The sequence below is a fragment of the Bradyrhizobium sp. genome, from assembly GCF_035935975.1.
GTDB lineage: Bacteria > Pseudomonadota > Alphaproteobacteria > Rhizobiales > Xanthobacteraceae > Bradyrhizobium.
On the sequence record NZ_DASYWN010000009.1, the window covers coordinates 18,911 to 41,581 of the forward strand.

General features: G+C 66.5%; 18 protein-coding genes. 12 read left to right on the plus strand and 6 right to left on the minus strand.

Going from position 1 to position 22,671, the window contains the following annotated elements; genetic code table 11:
* The first annotated feature begins 175 nt into the window (after positions 1 to 175).
* From thiD to VGR99_RS03310, 4 genes are all read left to right on the plus strand, one after another.
* Positions 176 to 976 carry a bifunctional hydroxymethylpyrimidine kinase/phosphomethylpyrimidine kinase gene (gene thiD / locus VGR99_RS03295; protein ID WP_326896873.1) on the plus strand — a complete coding sequence of 267 codons (801 nt, stop codon included), beginning with the start codon at positions 176 to 178 and terminating at the stop codon, positions 974 to 976.
* A gap of 217 nt (positions 977 to 1,193) precedes the next feature.
* Positions 1,194 to 2,006, plus strand: coding sequence for a UDP-2,3-diacylglucosamine diphosphatase (locus VGR99_RS03300; protein ID WP_326896874.1), 813 nt, complete (start codon positions 1,194 to 1,196; stop codon positions 2,004 to 2,006).
* On the plus strand, positions 2,006 to 3,049 hold the full coding sequence (locus VGR99_RS03305) for a glycosyltransferase family 1 protein (RefSeq protein ID WP_326896875.1): 1,044 nt from the start codon (positions 2,006 to 2,008) through the stop codon (positions 3,047 to 3,049). Before VGR99_RS03300 ends, VGR99_RS03305 begins: the two co-directional genes overlap by 1 nt.
* A 64-nt stretch (positions 3,050 to 3,113) precedes the next feature.
* A complete protein-coding gene (locus tag VGR99_RS03310) occupies positions 3,114 to 4,097 on the plus strand; it encodes a threonine/serine dehydratase (protein ID WP_326896876.1) in 984 nt (327 codons plus the stop codon).
* A gap of 254 nt (positions 4,098 to 4,351) precedes the next feature.
* Here VGR99_RS03310 and VGR99_RS03315 read toward each other — a convergent pair whose 3' ends face one another.
* Positions 4,352 to 6,121 carry a caspase family protein gene (locus VGR99_RS03315; RefSeq protein ID WP_326896877.1) on the minus strand — a complete coding sequence of 590 codons (1,770 nt, stop codon included), beginning with the start codon at positions 6,119 to 6,121 and terminating at the stop codon, positions 4,352 to 4,354.
* Between the two features lie 186 nt (positions 6,122 to 6,307).
* Here VGR99_RS03315 and VGR99_RS03320 point away from each other — a divergent pair, with 186 nt between their 5' ends.
* Positions 6,308 to 6,751, plus strand: a complete 444-nt coding sequence (locus tag VGR99_RS03320; protein WP_326896878.1) for an RbsD/FucU family protein — start codon at positions 6,308 to 6,310, stop codon at positions 6,749 to 6,751.
* Here VGR99_RS03320 and VGR99_RS03325 read toward each other — a convergent pair.
* Positions 6,744 to 7,130 (minus strand): glyoxalase, encoded by a 387-nt coding sequence (locus VGR99_RS03325; protein WP_326896879.1) that lies wholly within the window; start codon positions 7,128 to 7,130, stop codon positions 6,744 to 6,746. The genes VGR99_RS03320 and VGR99_RS03325 overlap by 8 nt on opposite strands.
* A 147-nt stretch (positions 7,131 to 7,277) precedes the next feature.
* Between VGR99_RS03325 and VGR99_RS03330 the strand changes: the two genes are divergently transcribed.
* A complete protein-coding gene (locus tag VGR99_RS03330) occupies positions 7,278 to 7,637 on the plus strand; it encodes a hypothetical protein (RefSeq protein ID WP_326896880.1) in 360 nt (119 codons plus the stop codon).
* Between the two features lie 360 nt (positions 7,638 to 7,997).
* Here VGR99_RS03330 and VGR99_RS03335 read toward each other — a convergent pair whose 3' ends face one another.
* The gene (locus VGR99_RS03335; protein WP_326896881.1) at positions 7,998 to 9,419 is read right to left on the minus strand and encodes a hypothetical protein; all 1,422 of its coding nucleotides are present in this window, start codon (positions 9,417 to 9,419) and stop codon (positions 7,998 to 8,000) included.
* Between the two features lie 75 nt (positions 9,420 to 9,494).
* Here VGR99_RS03335 and VGR99_RS03340 point away from each other — a divergent pair, with 75 nt between their 5' ends.
* The gene (locus VGR99_RS03340) at positions 9,495 to 10,691 is read left to right on the plus strand and encodes a major facilitator superfamily domain-containing protein 6 (RefSeq protein ID WP_326896882.1); all 1,197 of its coding nucleotides are present in this window, start codon (positions 9,495 to 9,497) and stop codon (positions 10,689 to 10,691) included.
* Here VGR99_RS03340 and dgcA read toward each other — a convergent pair.
* A complete protein-coding gene (gene dgcA, locus VGR99_RS03345; RefSeq protein WP_326896883.1) occupies positions 10,661 to 11,656 on the minus strand; it encodes an N-acetyl-D-Glu racemase DgcA in 996 nt (331 codons plus the stop codon). The two genes, VGR99_RS03340 and dgcA, sit on opposite strands and share 31 nt — an antisense overlap.
* A 134-nt stretch (positions 11,657 to 11,790) precedes the next feature.
* Between dgcA and VGR99_RS03350 the strand changes: the two genes are divergently transcribed.
* From VGR99_RS03350 to VGR99_RS03360, 3 genes are read left to right on the plus strand one after another with little or no spacing between them, the layout of a single operon-like run.
* Positions 11,791 to 12,924 carry an ABC transporter permease gene (locus tag VGR99_RS03350; RefSeq protein WP_326896884.1) on the plus strand — a complete coding sequence of 378 codons (1,134 nt, stop codon included), beginning with the start codon at positions 11,791 to 11,793 and terminating at the stop codon, positions 12,922 to 12,924.
* Between the two features lie 2 nt (positions 12,925 to 12,926).
* On the plus strand, positions 12,927 to 13,709 hold the full coding sequence (locus tag VGR99_RS03355) for an ABC transporter ATP-binding protein (RefSeq protein ID WP_326896885.1): 783 nt from the start codon (positions 12,927 to 12,929) through the stop codon (positions 13,707 to 13,709).
* Positions 13,710 to 13,725: 16 nt separating this feature from the next.
* Positions 13,726 to 14,601: an MlaD family protein gene (locus tag VGR99_RS03360; RefSeq protein WP_326896886.1), complete on the plus strand. Its 876-nt coding sequence runs from the start codon at positions 13,726 to 13,728 to the stop codon at positions 14,599 to 14,601.
* 361 nt (positions 14,602 to 14,962) lie between these two features.
* Here the strand turns inward: VGR99_RS03360 and VGR99_RS03365 are convergent, their stop codons facing one another.
* Complete coding sequence (locus VGR99_RS03365) at positions 14,963 to 20,743, minus strand: negative regulator of septation ring formation (protein ID WP_326896887.1); 5,781 nt, start codon at positions 20,741 to 20,743, stop codon at positions 14,963 to 14,965.
* A 399-nt stretch (positions 20,744 to 21,142) separates the two neighbouring features.
* On the opposite strand from VGR99_RS03365, the gene VGR99_RS03370 reads away from it, so the two are divergent.
* Positions 21,143 to 21,517, plus strand: coding sequence for an Hpt domain-containing protein (locus tag VGR99_RS03370; protein ID WP_326896950.1), 375 nt, complete (start codon positions 21,143 to 21,145; stop codon positions 21,515 to 21,517).
* A gap of 175 nt (positions 21,518 to 21,692) precedes the next feature.
* Positions 21,693 to 22,013: a 2Fe-2S iron-sulfur cluster-binding protein gene (locus VGR99_RS03375; protein ID WP_008143731.1), complete on the plus strand. Its 321-nt coding sequence runs from the start codon at positions 21,693 to 21,695 to the stop codon at positions 22,011 to 22,013.
* Positions 22,014 to 22,063: 50 nt separating this feature from the next.
* Here the strand turns inward: VGR99_RS03375 and VGR99_RS03380 are convergent, their stop codons facing one another.
* A complete protein-coding gene (locus VGR99_RS03380; protein WP_326896888.1) occupies positions 22,064 to 22,531 on the minus strand; it encodes a thioesterase family protein in 468 nt (155 codons plus the stop codon).
* Positions 22,532 to 22,671: the final 140 nt, after the last annotated feature.

Genomic DNA, 22,671 nt, shown 5'->3' on the forward strand with positions numbered 1-22,671 from the left:
CGGCCCGCACCAAGGCGTCGCTGACGAATCCGTCAACGTTTCACTTATTCGGATGGACGACAATGCCGCGCGGCCCTGCCTCCGCCTGATTCGCGGCTTGCTGGCGCTCCGGGCGCGCGCTAGGACAGGCCATGATCTCGCAAAGCTCGGCCTCGATAACCCGGAAAGCCGCCCCATGACGACGCCCGTGGCGCTCACCATTGCCGGCTCGGATTCCAGCGGCGGCGCGGGCATCCAGGCGGACCTCAAGACCTTCGCGGCGCTCGGCGTCTATGGGGCGTCCGCGATCACGGCGCTGACGGCGCAGAACACGCGCGGCGTCACCGGCATTCACGCAGTGCCGGCCGAATTCGTCACCGCGCAGATCGACGCGGTGTTTTCCGATCTCGATGTCGGCGCGGTGAAGATCGGCATGGTGGCCCAGGCCGCCAGCATCGACGCGATCGCGGCCGCGCTCTCCCGTTTGAAGCCGCGCCATGTGGTGCTTGATCCCGTGATGGTCGCAACCTCGGGCGACCGCCTGCTCGCGTCCGAAGCCGTCGAGGCGCTGCGCGCCAAATTGATGCCGCTGGCCTCGGTGATCACGCCGAACCTGCCGGAGGCCGCGGCCCTGCTCGACGAACAGATCGCGCGGAGCGAGACCGAGATCGAAAGCCAGGGGCGCCGCCTGATGGCGCTCGGCTGCCGCGCCGTGCTGATCAAGGGCGGGCACGGCGAGGGCGCCGAGAGCACCGACTATCTCGTCACGCCCGAGAGCACGATCGCGCTTGCTGCGCCCCGCGTCGCTACCCGCAACACCCATGGCACCGGTTGCTCGCTGTCCTCGGCGGTTGCCGCAGGTCTCGCCAAGGGTGAGGACCTCGAGCGCGCCGTGCGCAGCGCCAAGGCCTGGATCAGCGCCGCGATCGCGGCCGCCGACAGCTTCAGTGTCGGTCACGGCCACGGGCCGATCCATCATTTCCACAAATATTACTGACGAGAGGCCCCTGCGCTGCGCGCTGGACGCTGCCGTTAACCAATAGGGCGGTGGGAGCGGGCTCTTGCGGACAATCATTGCGGCTTCATGTCGCCTGATTGTCGCATGCGACTGATATTCGCGGGGAGGGCGAGGCAAGGCGTGATTCGTATCTGAAGGTGCCTCATAGGTTCAATTGGTCATCCCCCTGTCACGGGATATTGTTACAGGCTGGCGCATGGGAAGTTACGATGTGAGTGACGAGAGCCCGGAGCGGCGCTTTCGCACGTTGTTCATCTCCGACGTTCATCTCGGAGCCCGCGGTTCTCAAGCCGACCTCTTGCTGGACTTCCTGCGCTACCATGACGCCGACACGATCTATCTCGTCGGCGACATCGTCGACGGCTGGGCGCTGAAATCGAGCTGGCACTGGCCGCAATCGCATAACGACCTGGTCCAGAAGCTGCTGCGCAAGGCGCGCAAGGGCGCCAAGATCATCTACGTGCCCGGCAATCACGACGAGTTCCTGCGCAATTATTACGGCACGCATTTCGGCGGCATCGACGTCGTCGAGAACACCGTCCACACCGGCGTGGACGGCAAGCGCTATCTCGTGATCCACGGCGACATCTTCGATCTCGTGGTGCAGAACGCGCGCTGGCTCGCCCATCTCGGCGACAAGGCCTACGACTTCGCGATCCAGATGAATCGCTTCGTCAACTTCTTCCGTCGCATGTTCGGCGTGCCCTATTGGTCGCTGTCGCAATGGGCCAAGCAGAAGGTCAAGAACGCCGTCAACTATATCGGCGCGTTCGAGCAGGCGCTCTCCGCCGAAGCGCGGCGCCATGACGCCGACGGCGTGATCTGCGGCCACATCCACTACGCCGTGATCCGCGACGAGAACGGCATCCGCTACATGAATTGCGGCGACTGGGTCGAGAGCTGCACCGCGCTGGTCGAGCACGACGACGGCCATTTCGAGATCATCACCTGGGCGGATCATTTGCAGAAGCCGGCGCAGGTTCCGCAGGTGGCAGCAAGGGCAGCCTGATGCGCATCCTGGTCGCGACCGACGCCTGGCACCCGCAAGTCAACGGTGTGGTTCGGACGCTGACCAAGCTCGCTGAGGCCGCCAAGGGGTTTGGCGTCGAGTTCACGTTCCTGACGCCGCAATCGTTCCGCACCTTCGCGATGCCGAGCTATCGCGACGTGCGCCTGGCGATGCCCCGCCCGGCCAGAATCGCGAAGCTGATCGAGGAGGCGCGGCCCGACAGCATCCATATCGCGACCGAAGGGCCGATCGGCCTGATGGTCCGCCGCTATTGCCGCCAGCGCAAGCTGCCGTTCACGACCAGCTTCCACACCCGCTTTCCTGAATATGTCCGCGCTCGCGTCCCGGTTCCGGGCTCGCTGATCTGGCGGGCGCTGCGCCGCTTCCACAGCGCCAGCAGCGCCGTGCTGGCCGCAACGCCGGCGCTTGCCCGCGAGCTGACCGACCGCGGCTTCGACAATGTCCTGCTGTGGCCGCGCGGCGTCGACACCGGCCTGTTCCATCCCCGCGCCATCGACCTCTGCCTGCCGGCCCCGGTGTTCCTCTCGGTCGGCCGTGTCGCCGTGGAGAAGAATCTCGAGGCGTTCCTCGACCTCGATCTGCCCGGCACCAAGGTGATCGTCGGCGACGGCCCGGCCCGGGCCTCGCTCGAGGAGGCCTATCCGGACGCGATCTTCCTCGGCGAGAAGCACGGCGAGGCGCTGGCGGAGATCTATGCGGCCGCCGACGTGTTCGTGTTCCCCAGCAAGACCGACACGTTCGGCCTGGTCCTCTTGGAGGCGCTCGCCAGCGGCCTGCCGGTTGCGGCCTTCCCGGTGAAGGGCCCCCGCGACGTGATCGGCGATGCGCCGGTCGGCGCCCTCGATCACGACCTGCGCAACGCCTGTTTCACGGCGCTCGGCATCTCCCGGCAGGACTGCGTCGAATTCGCCGCCAACTACACCTGGGAGGCCTCGGCGAGGGCCTTCGTGGACAGCATTTTAGCGGTCGGCGCGGTGCTATCGGGCAGGAATGGGGCGGAGCCCGTTAGTTTCGTAGCCTGAAAGCCACGGTTCATCGCGCGGAGGTGTCTTGCCGGGCTCGCGGCTGACGCGATAAAGTTCTGGCATGACCGAACAGCTCCTCCCGATCGGCCCCGCCGATATCGATGCCGCAGCGCGCGTGATCGCGCCCTTCGCCATCCGCACCCCGCTGTTGTCCTTTCCCGTGCTCAACGAGCGCGTCGGTGCCAAAGTGTTCCTGAAGCCGGAGATGCTGCAGCGCACCGGCTCCTTCAAGTTCCGCGGCGCCTTCAACAAGGTGTTCTCGATTCCGCAGGACAAGCGCGCCGGCGGCGTCGTCGCGTTCTCCTCCGGCAACCACGCCCAGGGCGTGGCGGCGGCGGCGAAAATCCTCGACATGCAGGCCACCATCGTGATGCCGGCGGACGCGCCGCTGTCCAAGCGCGAGCGCACCAAATCCTACGGCGCCGAGGTCGTGCTGTATGACCGCTACAATGACGACCGCGAGGCGATCTCGCGCGGCATCGCCGAGAAGCGCGGCGCGACACTGGTCAAGCCCTATGACGATCCATTCGTGATCGCGGGGCAGGGCACTGCCGGCCGCGAGATCGCGGAAGACATGGCAACGCTCGGCCTTGCCCCCGACATCGTGGTGGCTCCAGCCTCTGGCGGCGGCCTGATCGCGGGCGTCGCGACGGCCGTGAAGGCGCGTTATCCGCGAGCCGAGATCGTCGTGGCCGAGCCCGAGGCGTTCGACGATCACGGCATTTCGCTGACCGCCGGCCATCGCGAGCCGCACCCGCCTGCGGGGCGCACCATCTGCGACGCGCTGATGGCTCTGATCCCGGGCGAGATGACTTTTGCGATCAACAGCAAGCTGCTCGCGCGCGGCGTCACCGCCTCCGACAAGGAAGTCGGCGCGGCCGTGTCGTTCGCCTATCACGAGCTGAAGCTCGTGGTGGAGCCGGGCGGCGCGGTGGGTCTTGCCGCATTGCTGGCGGGACGTCTCGACGTCGCCGGCAAGAACGTCGTCATCGTGCTCTCCGGCGGCAATGTCGATGCGGATCTGTTTGCCGAGCTGGTGGCCTGAGAGAGGCTCCCCTGTGGCCCATCCTTCGAGACGCCCGCTTTGCGGGCTCCTCAGGATGAGGTTGGAGTGTACGGCGGCAGTCTCAACCGGCACCGATGCTGAGTAGCCTCATCCTGAGGAGACCGCGAAGCGGTCGTCTCGAAGGACGAGGCGTGTGCTCAGGCAGCGCCAAGGGATCGTGTCCCATTCCCTGACATAAAAAGGGGCAGAGCGTTTCCGCTCTGCCCCTTGTCGTGTGTGAGTGCGTTGCGCGATCAGCGCATGAAGCCGCCGCGATGGTTGTTGCCGCCGTTATTGCCCTGCGCCTGGTTCATCGACTGGCGGAAGTTGTTGCCGCTATTGTTGACGATGCGGTTGGTCGGGGTGAACTGCGGGCGGGTGTTCTGCTGGTTGTTCTGGACCTGCACTTTGTTCACGGGGTTGTTGCTGATCTTCGCGCCGTTGTTGATGCGGATCGGGTTGGTCTGCGTCTGGACGACCGGCTTGGTGTCGACAGTCGTGCCGCCCTTACCGACGTTCACCGGCATGCTGACGATTTTGCCAGGAGAGCCGTTGGTGGTGCCGTTGTTCGTGCCGGCATTGTTGTTGCCATTCTGGTTGTTGGTCGCGGGCAGGGTCACGATCTTGCCCGGGGTCTGCGACGGCGTGCCGTTCTGCGGGTTCGGCTGGTTGTTGCCGGCCGGCAGGTTGACGATCTGGCCGCCATTGCCGAGCTTGCCGGTGACGTTGCTGTCGACCGGCTTCTGCACGACCGGCAGGTTGCCGTTGATCTGCGAACCACCACTACCCTGCTGCATCAGCGGGATGTATTTGGGCTGGCCGAGATTGCCGATCTTGAAGGTCGGGTTGATGTTCTGCGGCGCCAGGAACTTGGTCGCCTGCATCAGCGGGATCAGCTTCGGCTGGGTCTCGAGCTTCAGCGCGGATTGCGCATAGGGGCTGTTGCCGTAGCTGTCGTAGAAAGTCTTGTAGCCGATCGGCGAGTTCGCCAGCACCGCCTTGTGCCAGGCCTGCGAGAGCAGGAGGTTCGACAGCAGCCAGCGGATGTGGTCGCACAGCGGGTCGTGCGGGTACATCTGGATGAACTCCTGATAGTACTCCGGCCGGCCCTCCGACACGACGTAGTCATAGGCCTGGCGCGTCGAGCGGCTCGGCAGGTTGGAGGCCATCTGCACGACGGGCGTATTCACCGGGGCGCGGTTGGCGGCAACCGCGGTGTCGCCGAAGAAGGTGAAGTCCGAGGTCAGCGAGGAGCTCTCCCACGGGATCTGCGCGCCGCTGGTGGTCTGGTTCACCTCGAGGCGCACCCGCTTGAACAGCTGCTCGATCGGCACGTTGGGCTCGCGCGCGACGTTCAGGAACGCCTGGGTGTAGGGGCTGTGGCCATTGGTGCCGTCGAGCGCTTCGGCGCCCGGCGCTGTGGAATAGCCGACGATCGAGCCGTTCGGCGCGTCGACGATGGCAAGGCCGCGGCCGGCATCATTCACGTTCGGGAACGGGTTGTTGCGGCAGGCATCGAGGATGACGATGCGCATGCGGCTCGGGATCGTCTCTAGCGTCGACATCACGTCGACGAGGCGCACCGAGTTGTTGACGAGCTCGGTCTGGCTCGAAACCTTGGCATCGACGGGAACGAGATAATTCTCGCCGGCGAGCTGCACGCCGTGGCCGGCGTAATAGACCATCGCCACCGTGTTCGGACCGCGCGCGGAAACCTTCGCGGAAAAATCCTGCACCACGCGGAGCATGTCGTTCTGGCTCAGATCGGTCGCGGCGACCACCTCGAAGCCGGCCGAGTTCAGGAACTGCGCCATCGACTGCGCGTCATTGTCGGGGTTCTGGAGCTGCGGCGCGTTCTGGTAGTTCGAATTGCCGATCACCAGCGCCACGCGCTGTTCCGGGCCTTGCAGGGCGGTGGGCGCAGGCGCGACCGGGGCAATTTGCGCGGCAACAGGGCCGCAGGCGAAGCCTAACAGGCTTCCCAGCAGGCCCGCAGTTCTCAGGAGAGGCGTTAGGCGGAACATGGCGTGCTCCTCTGGCACTGATCTCGATGCGAGATTGGTTGCGAGGAAGCCTGGCCCCGTTCGAACCGGGGGTCCGTGATCGCGATCACCATGCTACCCTGCGTGATCTGAATCACGCTCGGAACCTGCTATGCTGAGCGGGCCGGTTTCGCCGGCCAATGACATGCCCAGGGGAAGTGCCGTTACATGCTGAAATCGATCGACCCGATCCTGACGCCCGATCTGCTCTGGCTGCTGGCCTCGATGGGCCATGGCGACGACCTCGTCTTCGTCGATGCCAATCACCCGGCCGCCCGCATCGCGCAGAGCACGACATCGCAGCGCCTGATCCAGCTGCCGGGCATGCTCATGGAGACGGCCATCCGCGCCATCATGTCGGTCTACCCGCTCGACGATTTCGATCCGGATCCGGTGCGCGTGATGGCGCCGGTCGACGATCCCGACCGCGTGCCGGACGTGCAGCGTGCGGTGCTGGCGGAGATCGAACGTGCCGTTGGCGGCGCGGTTACTCCCGGCAAGCTCTCGCGACCGGACTTTTATCGCGCGGCGGCGGCCGGCTTCGGTGTCGTGCAGGTCGGCGATAGCAGGGGCTACGGATGCTTCCTGATCCGCAAGGGCGTGATCAGCTAGAGCGACGCATCAGCTCCGAAGGCCAGCCGATCCGGACGAGAAGACCGTCGGGACCATTGATGCCCACCTCATACATCCCCCATTCGCGGTGGCGCAGCACGCCGCCGGGGCGGATGATCAGATCGTCCACGCGCGCGGCAATGGCATCGACATCGGGTGTGCGAATGAAGACGCCGAAGGGATTGTGCTCGGGCACCCGCCACGGGCCGTCGCCGGCTTGCGTGAGATGCACCTCGCATCCCCAGCCCCGCATGATGACGTAATTGGCGTCGCCGCCCGCACGCGCAAGACCAAGACGCTCCCAGAACGGAATCGCAGCGGCAAGGTCGTTGCTCGGAACGATGGCGAATGCGCCGACGGCAGGCGTGGTTTCGGACATTCGCTCACTCCGGACGATGCAGATGGCCTGCGCAGATCCTGCTGCGCCTTGCGAGCTTATCGGGAGGTGCCTTCGAGGCGAAGCGGCGAAACGTCCCGCACTCGAATTTGAATGGCCTTCCCGCAGGCGATTCTCTATGGTCGATCCATGTCTCGCCTTGTGTGTCTATTCTTTGCTGTCATCCTGTCGCTGCTGCCCGCTGTCGCGCCTGCTGAGCCCGTTCAGAAGCGTCCGAAGCCGGTCTGGCACGGTTATGGTTTCCTGCCGGGCTATCGCCAGCCGCTGAGCAACAGCATTCCGCTCTACAAGCAGAAGGACGCGATGCGGCGCCTCGCGCGCAACGACCGTCGCCATTGGTACATCGATCCGGTCCCGCAATATTACGGCTGGGACGGCGAGTGGCGCTATTTCGGCCGGCCCGGTTTCGGCGGCGGCCGCTACAATGGCGGCAGCTTTGGTCCGTGCTGGACGCGGACCCCGATCGGTGCGGTCTGGAATTGCGGCTGATCGTTTGATCGCAGCGTCCTCGCCGGTGACGGCGGTGTCGTCATTGCGAGGAGCGAAGCGACGAAGCAATCCATAATCTTTCCGCGGAAGGATTCCGGATTGCTTCGCGGAGCCTGTCATCGGGCCGCGCTTTGCGCGGACCCGGTGGCTCGCAATGACGATGTGGCGAGAGCGTGCGCGGCATTCGTGCTCGTGCCCCGGACGCAGCGCAGCGTCTCTTCGACGGTGCGCTGCAGAGCCGGGGCCCATCTCACCGCATCGTCCCGTGTCGCTGGGTCCCGGCTCTGCGCAGCAACGCTCGCGCGTTGCAGCGCGTCCGGGACACGAGAGTGAACGAATTGGCGAAAGAGTCTGCGACCCTTACGAGAAGAACGCGATCTTCTCGGCCTGGGTCATGCGGCGGATTGGTGCGAGCGGGTCGTTCGCGGCCGCGCGGGGCTTTTGCAGCATGCCGCTGGCGAGGATGGTGGCGCCGAGCGAGGGCGCGGGCGCTGATGCGGGCAAAGGCGAGGGCATCGGCAGCGTTGCTGTCGGGGCCGCGCCGAATGTCGCCGTGGCGGCCATGGCCGGGGCGGGCTGCTCCATCACTTCGGCTGCGGCTTCGGCAATGGCATCGGTGAGGCGCGCCAGCGAGTCCATCGCGATCGGCGCGTCCTCGGCGGGCTCCTCCACGACCCGTGCGACGACGGGCTGCGGCGCGACCGGTTCCGGCGTCGCGGCAGCAACCGGGGCTGCGACCTCCGCGGCCATCGGTTCCGGAGCAGCCGCTGCCATCTCGACCGGCTCGATGATCTCGTCGAACTCCGGATCGGGCGCGGCCATCTCCAGCGCGATGGCATCGAGGATGGCTTCGTCCTCGGCTTCTGCGGCGGCGTCGAGCGAGAACTCGTCGGTCACCTCCGCGAGGGCGACAGGTTCGGTGGCCGGCTCTTCAACCCGGACGTCTTCGAGTGCGCGTTCGAGCGTGGCACTATCAAGCGCGGCGGTGTTTTCGGCAGCGATCTCGGGCGCGGCGGCAACGGCGATCGCCTGCTCGGCCATCGCCGACACTTCGGTGGTGTCGGCGGTCTCGACCGCGGCTTCGGGCTCTGGCGCCGGTGCGATGTCCTGCGGCTTCTCCGTAAAAGCCACGGGTGCTTCGCTCGCCATTGCGGGCGGCGCGGTCTCGACAGGCGCAGCTTCCGCGACGGGGGCTGGCGCTTCCTGAACCGGTGCCGGCGCGGGACGCTCCGCCTGCGGCGTTGCGTCGCCGGCGGTCTGGTCGATCCGATCCTTGAGCAGATCGAATGCGGCCTTGAGCTCACCGCGGGGGTCGATGGTCGAAATCTGTCCGCAGGCGGCCTCGATCGAGGCGAGCTGCGAATCAATCAGGTCGCAGATTCGCCCGTCGGCACCGATCTCGCGCCAGCGCCAGGAGATCTCCTTGATGATGCGCACGCCGCGCGGGATCGGCGCGAGGCTCGCCTCGATCGCCGAAGGATCGAACGCCGCGATCGCGATCGTCTCGGCCTCGCGGATGGCGCGGCGGATCTCGATCAGCGCCTCGGGCAGGCGGTCCTCGACGACGGGTTGTCGCTGCGCTGCAAGGGTTTCTTCGATTTTCGCGACCGCATCCAGCACCATGCGGGTGTCGGCGTTGCGGTTGCGCTTGGCATATTCGCCGAGGAACCAGCGGCCGCGCGCGGTCTCCATGAAGGCTTCGCGGATCGCGTCGTAATCCTGCTCGTTCGGCTCGGCCGCGCGGGCAGACATGGGCGAGAGGGCGAATGCTTCGTTGGCCATGACAATCTCGTCGCGCAAATCAGTGCGCGTTACAGTAACGATCACCACGATATCGACCGAATCGCAATTGGTTTGATGAAGACCGAATCACAAATCCCCATCGCGACGTCAGTGAAGCGGCGATTCGCCGTGAGTCTGGCGCTGTTCTATTCGGCGGTGTTCGCGGTGTCGGGCACGCATCTGCCGTTCTTTCCCGTCTGGCTGAAGGCGATCGGGATCGACGCGAGCTGGATCGGCCTCATCAACGCACTGCCGGCGATCACGCGCTTCACCACGCTGCCGCAGATCACCGCCTTTGCCGAAAAGCGCCATGCCATTCGCGCCGGCATGATGCTGTCGGTGCTGGCCACCGCGATCGGGTTCACCGCGGTCGGCCTGCAGCATCAGCCGCTGGCGCTGTTCCTGATCTACGCGCTGACCTGCGTGATGTGGACGCCGACGACGCCGCTGACCGATGCCTATGCGCTGCGCGGTGTCGCCCGCTACGGGCTCGACTACGGGCCGTTGCGGCTGTGGGGCTCGGCGGCCTTCGCCGCCGGCTCGCTCGCCTGCGGCTATCTCGTCGACGTCATCGCGGCGCGCGACCTGATCTGGGTCATCGTCGCCTGGGCCGTCATCGCGGTCGCCGCGAGCCTTTTGCTGCGACCGCTCGAGGACGTCAGACGGAAAACGACCGAAACGCAGGCCGGCAAGGCGCTGCTGCGCGACGCCGGCTTCTGGGCCGTGATCGCTTCGGCCGCGCTGATCCAGGGCAGCCACGTCGCCTATTACACCTTCTCGGCCATCAACTGGCAGCTCCATGGGCTCGGCGGGCTGACGATCGCGGGGCTGTGGACGCTGGGCGTGATCGCCGAGATCGTCGTGTTCGCGCTGTCGCCGCGCTTCTCGATGCATCCGTCCACGATGATCGCGATCGGGGGCTTAAGCGCCGTGGTGCGCTGGATCGTCACCGCCAACGAGCCGCCGCTCGCGCTGCTCGCGATCGTGCAGCTCGGCCATGGTCTCACCTTCGGCATGACCATCGTCGGCACCATGAACCTGCTGGTGCAGCGCGTGCCGTCGCATCAGATCGCGCGCGGGCAGGGCTATTACGCCGCGTGCAACGGATTGCTGGGGGCTGCGACCTCGATCGCGTCAGGCGCGATCTACGCCCGCATCGGCGACAATCTCTATTACGTCATGGCCGCAATGGCCGCCGCCGGCGCGCTTGTCATCTGGTCGGCGCGGCACCGGCTGATCGCTCAGCCCCAGAGCGAGGCATCCGGCGGATAGACCAGGCTGCCGTCGTAGCGCAGGGCGTGATCGCGATCGCGCGCCAGCAGCAGCGGGCCGTCGAGATCGACGAAGCGCGCCTGCGGCGTCACCAGCATCGCGGGCGCCATCGACAGCGAGGTCGCGACCATGCAGCCGATCATGATCTCGAAGTCGAGCGCCCGCGCCGCATCGGCCATGGCGAGCGCCTCGGTCAGGCCGCCGGTCTTGTCGAGCTTGATATTCACGGCGTCGTAGCGTGCGCGGAGCGGCGCCAGCGAGTTGCGGTCGTGCACGCTCTCGTCGGCGCAGACCATGAGCGGCCGCTTGATCCGCGCCAGCGCGTCGTCCTTGCCGGCCGGCAGCGGCTGCTCGACCAGGGTAACGCCGACGGCGTCGCAGGCGGCAAGGTTCTGCTCCAGATTGGCCTCGGTCCAGGATTCGTTGGCGTCCACGATCAGCTCGGACTCAGGGGCCGCCTTGCGGACGGATGCGATCCGCGCAGCATCGCCGTCGCCGCCGAGCTTGATCTTGAGCAGCGGCCGGTGCGCCGCCTTGGCGGTCGCCGCCGCCATGGCCTCGGGGGTGCCTAACGAGATCGTGTAGGCCGTGGTGCGCTCGCCGGGGATCGGCCGGTCGAGCAGGCTCCAGGCCCGCAGGCCGGCCGCCTTGGCCTCCAGGTCGATCAGGGCGCAATCCAGCGCGTTGCGGGCAGCCCCCGGCGGCATGGCGGCTTGCAGGGCCTGCCGGGTGAGCCCGCCGGCCACGGCCGCCTGCATCGCCTCGATGGCGGCCAGGGTCGCCTCAGGCGTCTCGCCGTAGCGGGGATAGGGCACGCATTCGCCGCGGCCGATGAGGCCGTTTTGACTCACTTCGGCCACGACCGTGACCGCCTCGGTCTTGGCGCCCCGGCTGATCGTGAAACTTCCGGCGATGGGAAAGCGCTCGATTCGTGCGGCGAGGGCGGGAACTTTGCTGGAAGTCATTTTGAACTCTGGCGAAATCTGAACCTGCTGGTTACCTCTAACAACTAACATTAACCAGTTGGGGATACCTTTTCCGGGTAAGGGCGTGTGCGCAACTATCTGATTTCCTCCGCCCCGCGACGGGAGCGGACATCTTGAGCGGCGAGCCCAAGCTGGAACGGATTGCCAAGGGCAATGCGCTGGCTCTCTGCGCGACCGGAACCTGGACCGCGAGCTTCGCGCCGGTTCTGGAGCGCATGGTGGCCGACGCCGAGAAGCTCGCCAGCAGTTCGCAAAGCATCTTCATCGACGTGTCAGAGGTCGGAAAGCTCGACACTTTCGGCGCCTGGCTGATCGAGCGGCTGCGCCGCAGCCTGACCCAGGGCGCCGTCGAGGCCCAGATCGCGGGCCTGTCCGCCAACTATTCGAGCCTCGTGGACGAGGTGCGGCGGGTCAGGGCGACGGCCGTGGTCGACAGCAGCACGATCACCATATCAGGCATGCTGGAGCAGATCGGCCGCGCCGTGGCCGGCATCGCCGGAACGGTGGCGAGCCTCGTCGACATGCTCGGCGCGGTGCTGGCCGCCGGCGGACGCGTGCTGATCCATCCGCGCTCGTTCCGCCTGACCTCGACCGTGCACCACATGGAGCAGGTCTGCTGGCGTGCGGTGCCGATCATCGTGCTGATCACCTTCCTGATCGGCTGCATCATCGCCCAGCAAGGCATCTTCCATTTCCGCCGCTTCGGCGCCGACATCTTCGTCGTCGACATGCTCGGCGTGCTGGTGCTGCGCGAGATCGGCGTGCTGCTGGTCGCGATCATGGTCGCGGGCCGCTCGGGCAGCGCCTATACCGCCGAGCTCGGTTCGATGAAGATGCGCGAGGAGATCGACGCGCTGCGCACCATGGGCTTCGACCCGATCGAGGTGCTGGTGCTGCCGCGCATGCTCGCGCTGGTGCTGGCGCTGCCGATCCTCGCCTTCCTCGGCGCGATGGCCGCGCTCTATGGCGGCGGGCTCGTCGCCTGGCTCTATGGCGGCGTCGATCCCGAGGCGTTCCTGTTGCGCCTGCGCGATGCGATCTCGATCGATCATTTCATCGTCGGCATCGTCAAGGCGCCTGTCATGGCCGCCGTGATCGGCATCGTCGCCTGCGTCGAAGGGCTCGCCGTGCAAGGCAGTGCGGAATCGCTCGGGCAGCACACCACGGCCTCGGTGGTGAAGGGCATCTTCTTCGTCATCGTGATGGACGGCGTGTTCGCCATCTTCTTCGCCTCGATCGGGATGTGACGATGGCGCAAGAAGCTCACAACGGGATCCAGGACCCCATCATCCGCGTCCGCGACATCACCGTGCAGTTCGGCGCGACGCGCGTGCTCGACGGCCTCAATCTCGACGTCAGGCGCGGCGAGATCCTCGGCTTCGTCGGCCCGTCGGGCGCCGGCAAGTCGGTGCTGACGCGCACCATCATTGGCCTGGTGCCGAAGGTCGCGGGCTCCATCGAAGTGTTCGGCGTCGATCTCGATTCCTCCAACAGCGCCGAGCGCCGCGGCGTCGAGCGGCGCTGGGGCGTGCTGTTCCAGCAGGGCGCGTTGTTCTCCTCGCTGACCGTGCGGCAGAACATCCAGTTTCCGATGCGCGAATATCTTCGCGTGTCGCAGCGGCTGATGGACGAGATCACCATGGCCAAGCTGACCATGGTCGGCCTCAAGCCGGAGGTTGCCGAGCGGTTTCCCTCGGAACTGTCGGGCGGCATGATCAAGCGCGTGGCGCTCGCACGCGCGCTCTCGCTCGATCCGGACCTCGTGTTCCTCGACGAGCCGACCTCGGGCCTCGACCCGATCGGCGCCGGCGATTTCGACGAGCTGGTGCGGACGCTGCAGCGTACTTTGGGGCTGACCGTTTTCATGGTAACCCACGATCTCGACAGCCTTTACACAGCATGTGACCGCATCGCCGTTTTAGGGAACGGTAAGATCATTGCGGCAGGGTCGATCGCCGACATGCAGGCCTCGCAGCATCCCTGGCTGAGGCAATATTTCCATGGCAAGCGCGCTCGCGCGGTGATGGGCTGAGGTGCCGGAGTAACCGATGGAAACGCGGGCAAATTACGTACTGATCGGATCGTTCACGCTGGCGGTGATCGCCGCGGCGATCGGCTTCGTGCTGTGGTTCCAGTCGCTGCACACCACCAAGCAGCGCAGCCCGTTGCGCGTCGTGTTCGAGGGCCCGGCGGCGGGCCTGCGCAATGGTGGCAGTGTGAATTTCAACGGTATCCGGGTGGGTGAAGTGGTCTCGGTGAAGCTGGACAACCCGCGGCGGGTTGTCGCACTCGCCATGATCGAGAACAACGCCCCGATCCGCAAGGACACCCTGGTCGGCCTCGAATTCCAGGGCCTGACGGGCGTTGCCGCAATCTCGCTCAAGGGCGGCGAGGAGGCGGCTCCGGCGCCGCCGCTCGACCAGGACGGCATCCCGACGCTGACGGCCGATCCCAACAAGCTCCAGGACGTCACCGAGGCGATCCGCGGCACGCTGCAGAACATCAACAAGATCGTCGCCGACAATCAGGAGTCGGTGAAGAACTCGCTGAAGAATCTCGAGACCTTCACCAACTCTCTGGCGCGCAACTCCGAGAAGATCGACGGCGTGATGGCCAAGGTCGACGGCGTCATGCTCAAGGCCGACAATCTCATGCTCGGCCTCAACACGCTGGCCGGCGGCAAGGACGGCGGCGAGCTGTTCCAGGCGGTGAAGTCGATCCGCGAGCTCGCCGACGATTTCGACAAGCGCTCCGGTGCGCTGATGGCCGACGGCCGCCGTACGCTCGGCGATATCAGCCGCGCCGTGAACAATTTCGACCGCAACCCGACCCGCGTGCTGTTCGGCGCCAGCAACTCATCGCAAGCCGCCCCGCCGCCCGAGCCGCCGAGGGCGGCGCCTCCCGCGAGCGGCAGGCGGCAGTAGGCGCTGGTCTCTCCTCCGTCGTTGCGAGCGAAGCGAAGCAATCCAGTGTGCCTCCTCGGGGACAGTCTGGATTGCTTCGTCGCCAGCGCAAAATTGCTTCGCAATTTTGTCGCGGGCTCCTCGCAATGACGGTGTGGAGAGAGTGTACGCCACCTTCGTAGCCCGGATGGAGCGAAGCGTAATCCGGGATTCTTGGCTTGGCCCCCGCATTCCGCTTCGCTCCATACGGGCTACGACCGCGCCTCGCACCGACACCGCTGCACTCCATGCAGGCTACGATCGTTCCCCGAATGATGCGCTCAAACAAAAACGGAGGCCGTGAGGCCTCCGTTCGCATTTGATTGTTTGCGAGCTTTGCTGCTTACCCGAGCCGGCCCGCCGCGTGTGCGAGCAGGGTGTAGACCAGGCCCGTCTCCGAGGTCAGGTGGCTGCGCAGCTCCTGCGGGCCGCGGCCGTCGCGGGCGACTTCGTCGAGCAGGCGCTCGAACTCGGCGACGTAGCGGTCGACCGTGCCCTTGAAGTTGCGGTCGGCGCGGTACTTGCGGGCGACCTCGTCAAAGGCCTTCTGGCCGGCGGGCGTGTAGAGGCGCTTGGTGAAGGCCTTGTTCTCGCCGCGCTGGTAGCGGTCCCACATCTCGGCGGCGAGGTTGCGGTCCATCAGCCGGCCGATGTCGAGCGACAGCGACTCCAGCGGATTGCTGCTGGCCTGCGGGGCCTGCGGCTGCGGCGCGGGTGCCGGGCGACTACGGGGAGCCTCACGGCCGGTCGGGGCGCCCTGGTTGGCGTCCGTGCGGTTGAGAAGGTCCGACAGCCAGCCGTCGCGGCCCTGGTCGCTGTTGCCCGGTGCGACCGGCGGCGCTTCGGTGCGGCGCGAGGGAGCGGGCATGCCGAGGTCCGGCGGCGGCAGCGTCGAGGCGCTGCCGGTGTCGCGTATGCGGGTCTCGGTGCTGCGCACGCCGACGGTCGCCATCATCGGCTCGTCCTGGCGCTGGACGGCGGCGGACGCGCGGCCCGTCGTGGAGACGTCGAGGCCACGGCCGTGCTGGGCCACGATGCGGTTGAGCTCGGCGAGGGCCTCGATCTGGTCGACGATCACCTTGCGCATCTGCGCAGTGCTCTCGGCGGCCTCCTGCGGCATCTCGAGCACGCCGCGGCGCAGCTCGTTGCGGGTGGATTCGAGCTCGTTGTGCATCTCGAACGCCATCTGCTTCATGCTGGAGACGAGGTTGGTGAACTTCTCCGTCGACTGCTTGAACATCGCATCCGCTTCATCCGTGGTGGTGCGGTAGATGTCGTGCATCGCCTCGATGGTCTGGCGGTGCTCCTCCTCGGAGGCCGCGCGCACCGCCTCGAACTGGCGGGTGATCGCGGCCGAGCCTGCGCCGGCGGTCTCCGCGACGACGCGGGCGATGTCACGGGCACGCTCTTCGGCGGCGGCCAGCGATTCATCGAGCAGGCCGGTGAAGCGCGACAGCCGCTGGTCGAGATCGGTGGTGCGCAGGTCGATGGTGGTGACCAGCGATTCCAGCGCCGCCTTGCGCTCGGCAAGCGAGGCGGTGGTGTTCTTGTTGCTCTGCTCGACGACCTGGGCGGCATCGACCAGCGCCTTGCCGTGGGCGTCGAACTGGGTCGACAGCTCGCCGAGATCCTGCAGGGCCCGCGTGGTCTTCGTGTTGAAGACGTTGAGCTGATCTTCCAGGTTCTGGGTCGCGGCGCCGTTGCGCGAGGTGACGTCGTTCATCGCCGAGACGAAGTCGGCGACACGGGTCACCAGTGCACGCTCGAGCGAGTTGAGGTTGTCGTGCGCACCGGTCAGCACCTCCTGGAGGAGGATGTTGCCTTCGCGCAGACGCTCGAACAGGGCGACCGTGTCGGTGCGCAGGATCTTGCTGGTCTCCTGCATCTCGGTGACGGCCGCGATCGAGACCTGGCGCGACTGGTCGATCGCCGAGCGCGAGGCCTGCTCGAGGTCCTTGAGCGACTTGTTGACCGCACCGGTCGCCATCTCGCTCGCCGCGTTGATGGTGCGGGCGACTTCGGAGCCGTTGCCCATCATGGTCTGCGAGAAGGCATGGCCACGCGTCTCGATCGACTTCAGCGCGTCGGACGTGACGCGGTCGATGTCGAGCGTGAGCTGGCTGGTCTTCGAGCCGATCGCATCGACGAGCGCGCCGCGCTTGGCGTCGATCATGTTCGACAGACGTTCGGACTGCTGCTGCACATAGGTGACGATCTCGTCGGTCTTGCCGGTCATGGCCTGGCCGAAGCTGGAGCTGGCCGCGAGCACCGAACGCTCGACGTCGGCCGAGCTGGTCTTGACCCGCGAGCTCGCCTCGTTGGAGGCGGAGATCAGCGCGTTCTGGGCGTTGAGCGCGCTGGTCTGGATGTCGTTGGTCGCATTCGCGGTGGCCGTGCTCAGGGCGCGCTCGATCTCGGTCGAGATCGTTCGGATCTGGCTCGCGGCATCCGCCGAGGTCGAGGTCAGCGACGTCTGCGCCTCACGCGCGCTGCTGAGGATGGTCGAGGCGGTGTCGGCGCCGACCGCGGTCAGCGTGCGCTCGATGTCCGTGGTCAGCGACTTGATCTGGCTCGCCGCGTCGGTCGAGGCTGATATCAGCGTGCCCTGGGCCTCGCGGACACCGCTGGTGAGCGCCTCGATGGTGGCGCCGCCGGCGGTCGCCAGCGCGCGCTGCATCTCGGCCGCGAGCGAACGGACCTGGCTGGTCTGTTCGGCCGAGACCGCGAGCAGGGTGGTCTGGGCGTCGCGGGCGCTGGTGGTAATCGTCTCGGCGGTGGTCTGGCCGACCTGCGAGAGCGAGCGATGCACTTCGACCGCGAGCGACTTGACCTGGCTCGCCGCATCCGAGGAGGCGCTGACGAGCGTGCTCTGGGCCTCGCGGGCGCCGGTCATGATGGTCTCGGCGGTCGAGGTGCCGGCCATCGAGAGCGAACGCTGCACGTCCGAGGACAGCGCCTTGATCTGGTTGGCGGTCTCGGTCGAGGCCGCGATCAGCGCGCCCTGCGCGTCGCGGGCACCGGCGGTGATCGATTCCGCCGTGGTGGTGCCGGCCAGCGACAGCGAGCGCTGCACGTCGGCGGTGAGCGTCTTGACGTGGTTGGCCGCGTCCGAGGAGGCCGTGACCAGCGTGGTCTGCACCTCGCGGGCGCCGGCCAGGATCGAGGCGGCGGTCGCCGAGCCCGCTGCGGACAGCGTGCGTTCGACGTCGGCGGCGAGGCCCTTGATCTGGTTGGAGGCATCGCCGGAGGCCGCGACCAGGGACGACTGCGCTTCGCGGGCGCTGGTCAGGATCGAGTTCGCGGCACCGGTGCCGACCGCGGTCAGCGCGCGCTCGACCTCGGCGGAGGTCATCTTGAGCTGGGCGTTGACGTCGGAGGAGACCGTCATCAGCGACTGCTGGGCGGTGCGCGCACCGGTCTGGATCGTCTCGCTGGTGTTGACCACGAGGTTGGTGAGCGAGCGCTCTGCGTCCTCGACATGCGAGCGGATCGCGGTCGAGATCATCTCGGCGCGGGACATCATGTCCTCGCTGGCCTGGCGGCCGCTGCTCTCGATGCGGCCGGCGACGGCCTCGACACGCGAGCCGAGCAGGTCCTCGAACTGCGCCACGCGCACGTCGATGTCGTTGGCGACCGAGCCGACCTTGGTCTCGATGGCCTGCTGGATGTCCTGGAAGCGCGCCGTGACAGAGTCGGTCAGGTGCGTGCTGCGGCCGTCGATGAGATCGGCGACGCCGGTGATGCGGCGGTCGACCGCCTCGATCGCCTGCGCGGTGCCGTCGGTGAGCGTCGAGGTCAGCAGCGTCAGGCGGGTGTCGATCGACTGCACGGCCTGCTGGGCGCCGTTGGTCACTGCGGTCGACAGATAGGTGAGGCGGGCGTCGATGGATTCGAGCGCCTGCGTGGCGCCGCCCGTCAGCGTCGTCGTCAGATAGGTCAGCCGCGAGTCGATCGACTGGATCGTCTGCGCGGCGCCGTCGGTCAGAGAGCTCGACAGATGGTTGAGGCGCCCATCGATCGTCTCGATGGTCTGCGCGGCGCCGTCGGTGAGCGACATCGTGAGGTGGCTGAGGCGGGACTCGATGGATTCGAGCGCCTGCGTCGCGCCACCCGTCAGCGTCGTCGTCAGGTGGGTCAGGCGGGTATCGACCGACTGGATCGCCTGCGCGGCACCGTCGGTGAGCGACGTCGACAGCGTGTTGAGGCGGTCGTCGATGGTCTCCGTCACCGACCTGGCGCGGGTGTCGAACGACTCCTCGAGCGCGGCGACGCGGCCGACGAGCTGGTCGTCGAAGGTCTTGATGTGGCCCTCGATCGTGCTGTCGAGGCCGGCGATCTTGCCGTTCAGCGAGGCGTCGAAGTTGGAGACGCGTTCGCCGATCGTGGTCTCGAACTGCACGAGCCGCTGGTCGAGCACAGCGGTGATCTCGCCGCCGTTGGAGGTGAAGCGGGTGTCGAAATTGTCGACGTAGGTCTTCAGCGAGTCGTGGATGTCCTGCGTGCGCTGGCCCATGCGCTCGACGATCTCGCCGCCGAACGTCTTCACGGTGCGGTCGAATTCGGAGATGTGGCGGGTGATCAGCGCGCCCAGCGTACCGGAGTCGCGGGCGAACTTCTCGACCAGCTCGGAGCCCTGGTTCTTCACCAGCTCGTCGAACGCGCTCATCTGCAGCGACAGCGAGTCGTGCGCGGTCTCGGTCTGGGTCACGACCTTGGCGACGAGCGTGTTGACGGTGGCGTCGAGCGCTTCGCTCGCTTTGTCGCCGGAGGTCATGATCTGGGTGGCGAGCCGGTGGCCGGCGTCGTCGATCTTGGCGGAGATGTCGTTGGAGCGCAGCTCGAGCTCGAGCAGCAGCGAGTCCGACGAATTCTTCAGGCTGTCGTGCACCTGCTCGGTGCGGTCGGAGATGCCGTCGACGATCGCCGAGGAACGCTGCTCGAACTCGCCGGTGATGCGGTCGATGCGCTCGTTCAGCATCTCGTGGACGCGGTCGGCGAGGTCGACGAACTCGTCGTGGACGTGGCCGGTCTTGAAGTTGAGGCTGGTGGTCAGCCGCTCGCTGGCATCGAGCACGGCGCGCGTGGTCTCGTTGCTGGCTTCCTCGAGGCGGTCGAGCAGGTCGCCGCCGCGTTCGCCGAGCGCCAGGATCATGTTGTCGCCGGCATTGCTCAGCGCGCTGGTGATGTGGGCGCCGCGCTCTTCGAGAGCGCCGGTGATGGACTTGGCGACCTCGTCGACGCGCGAGGCGATCGCATCCGAGATCAGCGCGATGTCGTGGCGCAGGTCGATCTGCACGCCGGAGATGGCGCTGCGGACCTGCTCGGCCTGGCCGACCAGGTTGTCGCGCTGATGCGCGATGTCCTGGAGCAGGGCGCGGATGCGCACTTCGTTGTCGCTATAGGCGCGCTCCAGCGCCGCGACCTCGTTGGCGACCAGCGTCTCGAGCTCGCCGGCGCGCGCAATCGCGCGCTCGATGCCGTCGCCCATGGCCGCGACCTCGCGGCGGATGGCCTGGCCGACGGTGACCATGGAATCGGAAGCCGAGCCTTCCGGCTCGGAGAAGCGGATCGCGACCTGCGCCATCGCCTGCGCGACTGCGCTCATTTGCTGGCCGCGCCAGACGAGGCTCGCCAGGAAGAAGAACAGCATGATCGGGGCGAAGAACATCGTGACGAGGCCGGCAATTGCCAGCACGCCGCCACTCTGGCCCATCGCCGCCTGGATCGAGGGCAGGAAGCCGACGGTCAGCGCGGCGCACGCCGCGAGCCAGATGACGGTGAAGATCGTTGCGCCGGTATAGATGTTGCGGGAGGGGCGGCTCGTCTGCAACGTCTGCAGGAGCTGGCCGATGGTCGCACGGTCGTCATTGGCGGCCCGGCGCGTCGCGCGCGGCTCCTCGATCGTATCGAACACGGTGGCGCGCTCGTTGGCGGCAGGGCGCGGCTCGAAGTCCGGTTCGTCGAAGATCGGGGGCGGGGGCGGTGCGACCGAGGGCGCCGTTTCGTTGCGCATCGCGGCGTTGCGGCTGGTGTCGGCAGCCGTGTCGCTGATGTTGAGGGCTTCCTGGATCGCAGAAAGCGCGACTTCTGTGGGGTCTTTGACCTTTTTGGGAGTGTTGGCCATGATCAGTCCGAGCCCTCGTTACTTGTACGCGTCCCCCCGCGAGCCCTGCGCCCTACTTGCGCAAGCCCACAGTCCGGAACATGCCGCTTGCGCGGATTTCCGAGCCGTCCCCACCCGGACGGCTTGTCCGCTAATTTCCGCAACATCCTATTGGCAGAGCGTCGCGAATGAAATGCCTGCGATTAAGACAATCTTAATCATCGTTAACAGGATCACGGCGTAACGCCTTAGCAATAAATGTAATTCTCCACCGAACCCGGCCGATTGCGGCAACTTTTCGTCAATAAACGGGCGGATTTGCGTAAAACGGCCCCAACAATTCGTTAACCATTTCCATGCTTGGGTGAGGGAACCTGACCGCCGGACCGGCGGCCAATGCGCGATGCCGGGGCCTGCGCCATGACGCCTGAACTGCAACGGATGGACTGGATGCCCTCGCCCCCGCTTGCGCCCATCGACAGCCCGCTCGATCTCGACCACCTCTCCCGGATGACGCTCGGCGATGCCGAGCTCGAACAGGAAGTGCTGGCGATGTTCGCCGAGCAGGCCGTCCGCCTGCTCGCGGCGATGACGGCAATGCCGGCCGAGACCGGCGCGCTCGCGCACAAGCTCAAGGGCTCGGCCCGCGGGATCGGCGCCTTTGCCGTCGCCGATGCGGCCGCCAGCCTCGAGACGGCGATCCGGACCGGCCATAACGGGCCGCATGCCCTGGCCGCGCTGAAAGAGGCGGTGGCCGAGGTCCGTGCCGCGATCGCGACGATCCTGAAACACTAGGCCGGCGGATCCCGCGGACATGCGGGGCGCTAGCCAGTTGTTTTGACGCGTTTTCTTCGCGCGAACCCGGGTCCATCTGGCATCAAAACGCTATGGCGCCGGGCGGACCGACCCGTTATAGGACAGCCCAGACCCTCCTTTAGTCCTAACCAGCACCGCGGCAGCACGAGCACACATGGCCAAGATTCACTTTGTCGACCACAAGGGCGAAACCCGCACGGTGGAAATCGAGAACGGCGCAACCGTGATGGAAGCCGCCATCCGCAACAGCATTCCCGGCATCGAAGCCGAATGCGGCGGTGCCTGTGCCTGCGCGACCTGCCACGTGTATGTCGACGAAGCCTGGCGCGAGAAGGTCGGCAGCCCGACGCCGATGGAAGAAGACATGCTCGACTTCGGTTTCGACGTGCGCCCGAACTCGCGCCTGTCCTGCCAGATCAAGGTTTCCGACGAGCTCGACGGCCTCGTCGTGGCGACGCCGGAACGCCAGGCCTGATTTTCAAGGCCTGGTCTTCAAGGCCTGGTCTTCCAGGCCTGATCTCTTTGCTATGTACTCGGCGGCGCGACCTCGATGCCGCGCTTGTGCCAGGGCCTGAATTTCTCGATCACCTCTGCGGTCAGCGGTGCCGGCCGTCGTGTCGCCTCGTCGAGCAAGACGCCGACCGACGTCGCCGAGGCAATGCACTTCCCATTCGAAAACACGACCTGCTCGAACGTCACCGAGGTCCGTCCGAATTTCACCACGCCGAGGCCGAGCTCGATCGTGTTCGGCCAGTGCAGCTCGGCGCGGAAATGCATGTCGAGCCGCACCATGATCCAGGCAAGTCCGGCCGGGGTCAGCCCGTATTCGGGAAGCTTCATCAGCGTGACACGGCCGGTCTCGAAATAAGTGGCGTAGACCGCGTTGTTGACGTGCTGGTTCGGATCGAGATCGCCGAAGCGGACATTGTCGCTGAGGCGAAAGGGGAAGTCCTCAAGGCGCGGCGTCGTGTCGAGGCGGCTTGGTGCGTTCACCGATTGATCTCCGTCATATCTTTTCTCGTTACAGCCCAGTTATCCTGACCCGGCAAGTAGGCGCGGCCGCGGGGCGCTACCGCTTTTATGCCTTCCCTGATCCATCCCCGTTGGCTAGACAGGCAGGGTCACTTCTGCCC